11 protein-coding genes are annotated in these 10,386 nt (G+C 64.9%); 6 read left to right on the top strand and 5 right to left on the bottom strand.

Annotated features, from left to right (window positions below):
• Nucleotides 1-177 precede the first annotated feature (177 nt).
• From ACYPYD_RS08965 to ACYPYD_RS08955, 3 genes are all read left to right on the top strand, one after another.
• Nucleotides 178-513 (top strand): hypothetical protein, encoded by a 336-nt coding sequence (locus ACYPYD_RS08965; RefSeq protein ID WP_271181589.1) that lies wholly within the window; start codon nucleotides 178-180, stop codon nucleotides 511-513.
• 65 nt (nucleotides 514-578) lie between these two features.
• On the top strand, nucleotides 579-1,772 hold the full coding sequence (rnd, locus tag ACYPYD_RS08960; protein ID WP_008833266.1) for a ribonuclease D: 1,194 nt from the start codon (nucleotides 579-581) through the stop codon (nucleotides 1,770-1,772).
• 187 nt (nucleotides 1,773-1,959) lie between these two features.
• Nucleotides 1,960-2,856, top strand: coding sequence for a hydrogen peroxide-inducible genes activator (locus tag ACYPYD_RS08955; RefSeq protein ID WP_008833267.1), 897 nt, complete (start codon nucleotides 1,960-1,962; stop codon nucleotides 2,854-2,856).
• Between the two features lie 103 nt (nucleotides 2,857-2,959).
• On the opposite strand, the gene ACYPYD_RS08950 is transcribed toward ACYPYD_RS08955, so the two are convergent.
• Together ACYPYD_RS08950 and pgsA are read right to left on the bottom strand one after the other, a co-directional pair.
• On the bottom strand, nucleotides 2,960-4,120 hold the full coding sequence (locus tag ACYPYD_RS08950; RefSeq protein WP_459662848.1) for an MFS transporter: 1,161 nt from the start codon (nucleotides 4,118-4,120) through the stop codon (nucleotides 2,960-2,962).
• Between the two features lie 134 nt (nucleotides 4,121-4,254).
• Nucleotides 4,255-4,848 (bottom strand): CDP-diacylglycerol--glycerol-3-phosphate 3-phosphatidyltransferase, encoded by a 594-nt coding sequence (pgsA, locus tag ACYPYD_RS08945; protein WP_008833269.1) that lies wholly within the window; start codon nucleotides 4,846-4,848, stop codon nucleotides 4,255-4,257.
• Between the two features lie 122 nt (nucleotides 4,849-4,970).
• On the opposite strand from pgsA, the gene ACYPYD_RS08940 reads away from it, so the two are divergent.
• Nucleotides 4,971-6,284, top strand: a complete 1,314-nt coding sequence (locus ACYPYD_RS08940; RefSeq protein WP_271181591.1) for an MFS transporter — start codon at nucleotides 4,971-4,973, stop codon at nucleotides 6,282-6,284.
• Nucleotides 6,285-6,402: 118 nt separating this feature from the next.
• Here the strand turns inward: ACYPYD_RS08940 and ACYPYD_RS08935 are convergent, their stop codons facing one another.
• From ACYPYD_RS08935 to ACYPYD_RS08925, 3 genes are all read right to left on the bottom strand, one after another.
• On the bottom strand, nucleotides 6,403-6,612 hold the full coding sequence (locus ACYPYD_RS08935) for a hypothetical protein (RefSeq protein WP_459662847.1): 210 nt from the start codon (nucleotides 6,610-6,612) through the stop codon (nucleotides 6,403-6,405).
• A 164-nt stretch (nucleotides 6,613-6,776) separates the two neighbouring features.
• Complete coding sequence (locus ACYPYD_RS08930) at nucleotides 6,777-6,959, bottom strand: CsbD family protein (RefSeq protein ID WP_008833272.1); 183 nt, start codon at nucleotides 6,957-6,959, stop codon at nucleotides 6,777-6,779.
• 120 nt (nucleotides 6,960-7,079) lie between these two features.
• Nucleotides 7,080-7,487 carry an EVE domain-containing protein gene (locus tag ACYPYD_RS08925; RefSeq protein WP_051211604.1) on the bottom strand — a complete coding sequence of 136 codons (408 nt, stop codon included), beginning with the start codon at nucleotides 7,485-7,487 and terminating at the stop codon, nucleotides 7,080-7,082.
• 98 nt (nucleotides 7,488-7,585) lie between these two features.
• Between ACYPYD_RS08925 and ACYPYD_RS08920 the strand changes: the two genes are divergently transcribed.
• Together ACYPYD_RS08920 and ACYPYD_RS08915 are read left to right on the top strand one after the other, a co-directional pair.
• A complete protein-coding gene (locus tag ACYPYD_RS08920) occupies nucleotides 7,586-8,521 on the top strand; it encodes an isopenicillin N synthase family dioxygenase (RefSeq protein WP_008833274.1) in 936 nt (311 codons plus the stop codon).
• A gap of 137 nt (nucleotides 8,522-8,658) precedes the next feature.
• Entirely contained in the window at nucleotides 8,659-10,269 is a 1,611-nt protein-coding gene (locus ACYPYD_RS08915; RefSeq protein ID WP_008833275.1) for a putative bifunctional diguanylate cyclase/phosphodiesterase, read from the top strand.
• Nucleotides 10,270-10,386 lie beyond the last annotated feature (117 nt).

Genomic DNA, 10,386 nt, shown 5'->3' with positions numbered 1-10,386 from the left:
TCCCGGCGCAGGCCGGGAACGCTTGCGGTCTTCAGGCATTGGCCGGGAGCCTCGATGCAAGGTGGGCTGTTCATCGCCAGAGGTGCCGGCCCGCGCCGGGATGACGGCGGTAACTCCAAATAAACCATTTGGCGATTATGCTCCCGCGCACGGGTCGCCACACCAAAAAACCGGGAAATGCAGATGTTTGCTGACGGCAAGCTGGACGAAACCATCTTCCACCCGACCGACGAAGGGAAAGCGGCGCAGTACCAGGAATGGGCCGACGCACCGGTTTCCGCGCCTGCGAGCGCTTCGGTCGAGGCCGAATTTCCGGCCATGCTCGACTTGCGCGAACTCGCCGATCCGGAAGCGGACCCGGGATATGAACCCGAGGGCCTGTACCTTCCCCTCCCCTACGGTCACACCACCGGATCGCAGTTGCGCCACCGCTTCGTGACGGCCGAGAGCATTGCCGAACTGGCCGACATCAAGAAGCCCAGCCTGTGGCAGCGGCTCCTCGGTCGGAAATAAACTGCGACAAAACGGTAACACGGGGCGTTGATCCCCCGCGCGGTTAGGCGTAACGCCCTCGTTCAATGAAAATTCACCCGCTGATAACGAAAACCGAAGATCTTGCCGCCCTGTGCGAGCGTCTCGCGAAGTCCGATTTCGTGAGCGTCGACACGGAGTTCATGCGCGAGAACACCTATTGGCCCGAACTCTGCCTCGTGCAGATCGCCAATACCGAGGAAGCGGCGGCGATCGATCCGCTGGCGGACGGCCTCGACATGACCCCACTGCTCGACCTGCTGACGCAGAACGAGGACGTCCTCAAGGTCTTCCACGCGGGCGGGCAGGACGTGGAGATCATCTTCAACTTCACCGGCCGCACCCCGCACCCGATATTCGACACCCAGATCGCGATGATGGCGATCAGCCAGTCCGAGCAGATCGGCTATTCCAACCTCGTCGAATCGTGGCAGGGCCTGACGATCGACAAGGGCGCCCGCTTCACCGACTGGTCGCGCCGCCCGCTGACCGACCGCCAGATCGAATACGCGATCGGCGACGTCACGCATCTTTCCAAGATCTTCCCCAAGATCCTCAAGCGCCTGATCAAGACCGGGCGCGGTGCCTGGCTGGACCAGGAGATGGAAAAGCTGGCCGATCCGGAGAACTACCGGAACGACCCCAAGGAAGCCTGGCACCGGATCAAGGCGCCGGGCCGCAACCCGCAAGTGCTTGGCCGCCTGCGCGCGATCGCCGAATGGCGAGAACTGGAAGCGCAGGGCAAGAACATCCCGCGCGGCCGCATCGCCCGTGACGAGACGCTGGCCGACATCGCCAGCCACCCGCCCAAGAGCCAGGCCGATCTGGCTAAAGTGCGCGGCCTGTCGCAAGGCTGGAAGGATAACGAAATCGGCCGCCGCCTGATGACCGCCATCGCCAAGGCGGAGCCGCTGACCGACGACGAGATGCCCGCCCGCGCCCCGCGCGGCGCGCCGCTCGGCAAGGAAGGCTCGCTGGTCGCCGACCTGCTCAAGCTGCTGCTCAAGATCCGCGCCCGCGAGATCGACGCCGCGGCCCGCCTGCTGGCGCGCAGTGATGAGCTGGAACTGCTCGCGGCGGGCGTTCGCAAGAACCTCAGCCTGCTGCAGGGCTGGCGCTACGACGTGTTCGGCCGCGATGCGCTCGATCTCGTCGAGGGCAAGCTCGCCTTCGCGGTGGAGAACGGCAAGCTCAAGATGACGCGCGTGGAAGACGTCGTCGACGATACGGTGGCCGAATAAGCCCTCCCCGCTGCGATTAGGTCCTCCGGACCAAGTCTCGCTCCCCTCCCGCAAGCGGGAGGGGCAACGCTGCGATTTTTCCTCCCCTCCCGCTTGCGGGAGGGGCCGGGGGTGGGCTCCCTTCCTCCTTCTTCCGCATTGCACAACGCCGCTTGGCGAACCGCTCCCACCGTGCAATAGCCACCACATGACCGTCTACCAACCGACGCTCAAGCAGCTCCAGTATCTCGTCTCGCTCCACGAGCACGGCCATTTCGGCCGTGCCGCCGATGCCTGCTTCGTGTCGCAATCGACACTGTCGGCGGGTCTGCGCGATCTGGAAACGCTGCTTGGCGTAGTCCTCGTGGAGCGCACCAAGCGCGCCGTCCGCTTCACGCCGCTGGGCAATGCCGTGGTCGAGAAGGCCCACCGCATCCTGCGCGAGACGGAGGAACTGTCCGAACTCGTCCAGTCCAGCGGCAAGCCGCTCTCGGGCGAAGTGCGCATGAGCGTGATCCCGACGATCGCACCGTTCCTGCTCCCGCGCATGCTGCCGCGCCTGCGCCGCGAACGCCCGAATCTCAAGCTCTTCCTGCGCGAGGAGCCGAGCCAGGCGGCGATGGAATCGCTCCACCATGGCCGCGCCGACTGCGTGCTGCTCGCCCTGCCCTATGCGACCGGCGAGGTGGAGAAGGAGACGATCGAACTCGACGCCTTCTTCGTTGCCTTCCCCCGCGACGATCCGCGCGATCCGCCCGCCGAAGTCAGCCCCGACGTGATCGACGAGAACCGCCTGCTCCTGCTCGAGGACGGGCACTGCCTCAAGGACCATGCCCTCGCCGCCTGCAACCGGCCCGAACTGCGGGCCAGCGCGACGATGATCGGCACCTCGCTGCATACGCTGGTGCAAATGGTCGACAACGGGCTGGGCCTGACGATGCTGCCGGAAATGGCCCTCGACGCAGGGATTCTCAATGGAACCAACGTCGTCGCCCGGCCGCTGATCTCGCCCAACGCGAATCGCGAGATCACGCTGGTGTGGCGCAAGAATTCCCCGCGTGCAGAGGAATTCCGGATGCTGGCGGACGAACTGCGGGCTGGTTGACCTGGCTTTGTAGCCTGATGGGGCTTCGACAAGCTCAGCCTGAGCGGGGTTCAAGGACTGGCTCTCAATACCGCTCAGGCTAAGCTTGTCGAAACCCGGCGTCCTATCGCCGCAGCACCTGCAGCGCCACGCCGAGCACCGAAATGCCGATCCCGAGCGCCGAGACCCCGCCCCAGCCCCACTGATGCCATGTCGCCGTCGCCGCGCCCGAACTGGCTGCCCCGGCCAGAAACATCATCGCCATGTAGACGGTGTTGATGCGTGAGCGCGCCTCAGGCCGCAGCGCGTAGATGATGCTCTGGTTGGAGATCTGGCTGAGCTGCACCGCCACGTCGAGCACCAGTACCCCCACGACCAGCCCGGCCAGCGAATGCCAGAAACCGAAGATCAGCCACGCCGCCAGCGTCATCACCGTGCCCAGCACGATGGCGGGATGCGGACCGCGACGGTCGGCGAGCCGCCCTGCGACCGGTGCTGCAAGCACGCCCGCCGCACCGACGATACCGAACAGTCCCGCAGCTTCCGGCCCAAGGTCGAAGTGCTCCTGCAGGCGCAGGGCAAGAATGGTCCAGAACACGCTGAAGACGCCGAACTGGCAGCACTGGGTATAAGTCGCCAGCCGCAGCGCGGGAAATTCGCGCCACAGACTCCAAAGCGAGCGCAGCAGGCCGACATAGCCGAGTCCGGTGTCTTGCGGACGACTGCGCGGAAGCTGGAACGCCATGAGCAGTGCGGTCAAAAGCGCCAGTGGAACCGCGAGCCAGAACATCTCCCGCCACCCGAGCGTTCCGGCAACGAAGCCCGCCAGCGTACGGCTGAGCAGAATACCGCACAGGAGACCGGCCATCACCGTACCGACGATTGCGCCGCGCTTCTCGTCAGGGGCGAGATTCGCCGCGAACGGCACGATCTGCTGCGCAACCGAAGCGAGCAGCCCGACCAGCAGCGATGCGGCCAGCACCAGCCCGGCACTCGGCGCGATGGCGACGAGAGCCAGCGCGGCGGTCAGCGCCAGGCATTGCAGCACGATCAGCCTCCGCCGCTCCACGAGGTCGCCGAGCGGCACCAACACGACGAGGCCGAAGGCGTAACCGAGCTGCGTCGCGGTCGGCACGTAAGTCGCCGCCGCACCCGCAAGGTCGCGCTCCATCAGCCCGATCATCGGCTGGTTGTAGTAGATGTTGGCGACGGTCAGCCCGGCAGCGACGGCCAGCGAGAAGACGACCGGGCGACTGGGGCCGCTGACGGCACTGGACGCCGACATGGTGCTGGACGCGACGGTAATGGTGAAATCCTTCGTGCTGTAGCCCCCGCTCCGAGCGCAAATGGCCCTCGAGCCGCGTCAGACCAAGTGCGGGGAACGCAAGTCCGCTTGCCCGCACCGCAAGCGCAAGGGGTTCAGTCCATGTGCTTGAGGCCGACCCGCAGATAGTCCCAGCCCGTCACCACCGTCAGTGCGGCGGCCGCCCACAGCGTCGTCAGGCCCACGGTATGCGGCACGTTGATTACCAGCGCGCCGAGGTCGAGATTCCACCACGGCATCGCCACGCCAAGGATCAGCGCCCCCAGGCAGATCAGCTGGAACGTCGTCTTCCACTTCGCAAGGCGGCTGACTGGCACCGAAACCTGCAGCCCCCCAAGAAACTCACGCAGGCCCGACACGGCGATCTCGCGCACGAGGATGACGAGGCCCGCGATCACGTGCATGTCGCCCACGAAAGGCCCACGCAGGATGCCTTGCGCGGTCAGCACCAGAATCACCGTCGCCACCATGATCTTGTCGGCGATGGGGTCGAGGAATACGCCCAGCTTCGACACCGTCCCGCTCGAACGAGCGAGATAGCCGTCGAAATAGTCGGTGAGTCCCATCAGGCAGTAAAGCCCGAAAGCCAGTCCGTACCCGAATTCCCATCTGGGCCACCAGAGCAGGAAGGCGAGCAACGGAAGGGCGACGATGCGTGAAAGCGTCAGGATGTTCGGCAGAGTCAGCATGATGGGAATGCCATAGCCCGCAATCGCTACGGGAATAAAGTGGTGAACAGGGCTTGTGCCCCCGCCCCATGCCATTAAGTGTCCCGACGACCAATGAGCAAGGCCGGCGGCATACTTAGATCATGACCACGACGACCCAACTCATCCGGGCGCGACGTTTTCTCCCCCTTTTCGTCACCCAGCTTCTGGGCGCGTTCAACGACAACCTGTTCAAGAACGCGATGGTGCTCTTCGTCGTCTACGAGGTGTATCACTCGGAAGGCCAGGAGGCGCGGTTCAGCGCGATGGCCTCGGCGATCTTCATCATTCCCTTCTTCCTGCTCTCGGCGCTGGCCGGGCAACTGGCCGACATGCGCGACAAGGCGAAGCTGATTCGCATCATCAAGGCCTGCGAGATCGGCATCATGCTGGTCGGCGGCGCGGGCCTTGCCCTTGCGTGGCAGGGGCAGGCGCTCGACGCCGTGGCCATCCCGCTGATGCTGCTGGCGCTGTTCGCGATGGGCGTTCACTCGACCTTCTTCGGGCCGATCAAGTACGCGATCCTGCCGCAGCACCTGAAGGACGGTGAAGTGCTATCCGGCACCGGGCTGGTCGAAGCGGGTACGTACATCGCCGTGCTCGCCGGCACGATCGTCGCGGGCTGGATCAGCGTCGATGCCGCCGCGATCGGGGTGATCGTCGTCGCCATAATCGGCTGGTTCGCCGGGCGACAGGTCCCCTCCGCCCCGCCGCTCGGCAAGATCGAGCCGCTCGACTACCACGTCATCCGCGCTTCCGTGCGCCTTGTGCGCACGACGATGCAGGACCGCCGCGTGTTCCTTGCCATCTGCGCGATCAGCTTCTTCTGGGCGATCGGCACCGTGTTGTTCGTGCAGTTCCCGCCGCTTGCCAAGAACATGCTGATGGCCAGCAAGGAAGTCGCCAGCCTGTTCCTCGTGATATTCTCGGTCGGCGTCGCGATCGGGTCGATGGCGATCAATGCGCTGCTCAAGGGCACCGTTTCCGCGCGATGGTCGCCGATCTCGGTGATCGGCATGGGCGTGTTCCTCGTCGCCTTCCAGCAGGTCTGCCGCATCTGGCCGCCGCATAGCGGAACGGGAACGCTGATGGACGTGGGCATCTTCGTCGTGCAGCCGCTGGCGATCCCGCTGATGCTGACCTTGCTGGGCATCGCCATCTGCGGCGGTATGTTCGTGGTGCCGCTCTACGCCTTCCTCACCACCTTCGTGCCCAAGTCGCAGACCGCGCGCACGATTGCCGCGAACAACATCGTCAACTCGGGCGCGATGGTCGTCGGTTCGCTGGCGACCGGTGTAATGACGCTGATGGGCGTTGCGGTGGCGCAGCAGCTGCTGGTCGTCTCGCTGTGCTGCGTCGCCTCGGCATGGCTGGGATACCTGCTGTTCCGCGCCGAGAAGTGCCCCAAGGCGGGCTAAGCCTCTTATCTTCGTCATTGCGAACGTAGCGAAGCAATCCAGGGCAGTATTCAGCCGCTCTGGATTGCTTCGCTACGCGCGCAATGACGCTACAGGTAAATGGCGACGCCTCGCCGTATCAGGCGATGAACAGGGTGATCGCCACGAAACTCACGCAGTAGGCGGTCAGAAACCCCCGCCAGTCGCCGCCGCTGAGGCGCCATTTGCGCGCGGCCTCCACATCTTCGTCTTCCTCCTCAAGCGATTCGGTGAAGACGTGGGGCGGCAGTGAGCGGCGGAACCAGTGCCCGGCCGACTCCTGCGTGAGGACGAGTGCGCGACGTGTCATGCTTCGCATAAGTCACGCATTAACGATTTGTTTACCATTGCGCAAAGCGCTTGGCGAACCCTTCCCGAAACGGGACGATTCGTTCTTGCAAGCATCGGAAACCCAAAGAAAAAGGGCCGCCCTAAGGCAGCCCTCTCGCTGGTTTCCGTCAGGAAGAGGTTAGGTCAGACCCGGTCGCCGAGCGCGCCCTTGACCTTGCCGATGCCCTGCTGAAGCTCGCCCTTCTTTTCCTGGGCCTTGCCTTCTGCCTGCTGGGCCGGGTCGTTGCGCGCCTTGCCTGCGGCCTGCTTGACGTTACCGGCAATCTCGTTGCCCAGGCCCTTCACGGTGTCCTTGAGTTCACCCACGGCGGTATCTCCTTAGCTCGGCGGCGAAACATCTCGCTGCCGTCACGTGAAGAGAACACGCTGCTCCGCCGCTAAGTTTCGTACGCCTGCGCCGAGGCGTGCCTTAGCGGCGATATGTCGTCACTCCCCTGCCAGCCCCAGCACGTAGTCCCACTCCTGCGGCGTCACCACACCCACCGACAGGCGCGAGAACTTCACCAGTTCCATCTCCGCCAGCTTGGGATCGCCCTTCACTTGCGCGAGTGTCACCGGCCGCTTCAGCTTGCGCACCGGCTTCACCTTGACCGCCGCCCACTTGCCCTCGGAATCGCTGGGATCGGTGATCCCGGCCTTGCTCACCGTAGCGATGCCGACGATCTCCTTGCCGATGTTGGAGTGGTAGAAGAACACCTCGTCTCCCACTTCCATGGCGCGCAGGTTGTTGGCGGCGCGGTGGTTGCGCACGCCGTCCCATGTGCCCTCGCCTTCCTTCACAAGATCGTTCCAGCCGTAAGCATCGGGTTCAGACTTCATCAGCCAGTATGCCATGCCCGCACCTTCCATCGTAAATTTCCGGCCCGAATTAGACTGTGACGGCCGGGGCGCCTAAAGGGGCGGCATACCGACTCGTTACGGATTGCACTACCATGGACCTCGCACAAATCCCCGTCCTCAGCCTCGTGGCCGACAGCGCCGACCTGCCCGCGCGCATCGGCGAGAGCTTCCGCACCTTCGGCTTCGCGATGATCCGCGACCACGGTATCGACCAGTCGCTGATCGACCAGGCCTGGGCCAGGACCGAGGAATTCTTCGCCCTCCCGGTCGAGACCAAGCAGAAATACTTCATCCCCGGCCAGGGCGGCGCGCGCGGCTATACGCCGTTCCGCACCGAAGTCGCCAAGGGCGCCAAAGAGAAGGACCTCAAGGAATTCTGGCACGTCGGCCGCGACGTTCCCGCCGATTCGCCGCTCGCCGCCTCGATGCCGCCGAACATCTGGCCGACCGAGGTTGAAGGCTTCGAAGAGACCTTCCGCGAACTCTACGCCCAGTTCGACGAGGCCGGCGCCAAGGTGCTCTCAGCGATCGCCGTCGACCTCGGCCTCGATGCGGGTTGGTTCGACGCAGGGATCGAGGACGGCAACTCGGTGATGCGCCTGCTGCACTACCCGCCGGTTTCCGCTGAATCCGGAGGCGCCATCCGTGCCGGCGCGCATGAGGACATCAACCTCATCACCCTGCTGCTCGGCGCACAGGAAGCGGGCCTCGAACTGCTGAGCAAGGACGGTCGCTGGCTCTCGGTCGCGCCGCCCGAAGGCGCCATCGTCGTCAACATCGGCGACATGCTGCAGCGCCTGACCAACCACGTGCTGCCCTCGACCACGCACCGCGTCCGCAACCCCGAGGGCGCGCGTGCCGGGCACAGCCGCTACTCGATGCCGTTCTTCCTCCACCTGCGCAGCGACTTCCGCTTCGTCACCCTGCCCGAGTGCGTGAGCGACGAGAACCCGGACCGCTACCCGGTCTCGATCACCGCCGACGACTACCTGCAGGAGCGCCTGCGCGAGATCGGTCTGAAGATGTGAACGGCGCCGATTAAAACTCTGTAATAGCCCAAGCCCCGGCCCGCTGATGCAGGCCGGGGCTTTTTCGTTAACTGATATTTCAGAGGAACTGCGTAGCTCCAACGGCTTACAAGCCACGCCCTTGGAGGGGCCATTTCGTGCACGCAGCAAGTATCCTTTCCTCCCGGCGTGACACGGAAGGCAGCGAGGTCGACATCGTCGCTTTCGGCATCGTTACCGCGGCGATCATTCTTTTCGTCGCCACCGGCAGCGAAATCGGCCCGGCGGTCGTCAATTCGCTCGCCGGACAGGGGCCGGGGCCGGACCATTTCCTGCTCAACGCCTTCCTGCTCAACATCGCGATCATCATCTTCGGCTGGAGCCGCTACCGCGAACTGTGCGACGAGATCATGCTGCGCCGCGCCGCCGAGCGTGAAGCGCGGCGTCTAGCCGAAACCGATTCGCTCACCGGCTTCCACAACCGCCGCAGCTTCAACCTGAGCGTCGACGCGCTGATCGATCGCAGCGCGACGGCCGGGCGGGCCGTGGCAGTGCTGATGATCGATCTCGACAACTTCAAACAGGTCAACGACTACAACGGCCACGCCACCGGCGACCGCCTGCTGGTGGAATGCGCCCGCCGCATCACCGCCGCGCTTCCAGAAGGCACCATCGTCGGCCGGATCGGCGGCGACGAATTCGCCGTCGCTGTTCCGTTCGAGCCCCGTCACAGCGAAACCGTCGACAGCATCGCCGCCGCGCTGGTGCAGGCCATCGCCGAGGGCTCGCGCATCAGCAACGCGACGATCGACGTGACCGCCTCGATCGGCCTCGCCCGCGCCGAATCGCGCACCACGTCCTCGCCCGCGCTGCTGGAGATGGCCGACGTCGCGATGTACCACGCCAAGCGACAGGGCCGGAACCAGTTCTCGTGGTTCGAGCCGCAGATGGCGCACGAGATGCGTTTCCGCGCCGACCTAGAGGCAGGCATCCGCCAAGGCATTCCGCGCGGCGAATTCGTACCGTTCTACGAACAGCAGGTGGATCTGGAGACCGGCGAACTCACCGGATTCGAGATGCTGGCACGTTGGGATTCGCCGCAGTTCGGCATCGTCGCGCCTGACATCTTCATCCCCGTCGCCGAAGAGATCGGCGCGATCACCGAACTCTCGCGCAGCGTGATCGCACAGGCGCTGGAAGACGCGAAACTGTGGGACCCGAAGCTGACGCTGGCGGTCAACATCTCGCCCATCCAGCTGCGCGACCCGTGGTTCGCCCAGAAACTCCTGCGCATGCTGGTGGAGGCCAACTTCCCGCCGCAGCGGCTGGAGATCGAGATCACCGAAAGCTGCCTCCACCAGAACCTGGGCCAGGTACGCACGCTGGTGACCAGCCTCAAGAACCAGGGCATCCGCATCAGCCTCGACGATTTCGGCACCGGCTACAGCTCGATCGGGCAGCTCAAGCAGCTGCCGTTCGACCGCATCAAGATCGACCGCAGCTTCGTCTCCAGCATGCTCGACGACGAGGACAGCGCCGCCATCGTCCGCGCCGTGGCGACGCTGGGCGAAGGGCTGCACATGCCGGTAACGGCCGAGGGGATCGAGACGCAGGCCGTGCTCGACCACTTGCGCCAGTACGGCGGGATCACCGGCCAGGGCTATCTGTACGGCCGCCCCCGCCCCGCGGCCGAACTCGGCGAATGGCTGGGTGAGGAACCCAAGACCGAAGTCGCCCCGGATGATACACCGGAAGTGAAGCGCGCCTGACGTCGTCCCGGACCTGATCCGGGACCGCTTGCCTTGAGCGACCTTGCTCTCGGCAAGGCGTCTCGCCGACCGCATCCGCCTAAAGACAGCCACCGGTCCCGGATCAAGTCCGGGACG

The sequence above is a fragment of the Novosphingobium sp. 11B genome (assembly GCF_054589055.1).
The sequence above is the reverse complement of the archived record's forward strand: the minus strand, read 5'-3'. Positions and strand labels throughout refer to the sequence as shown.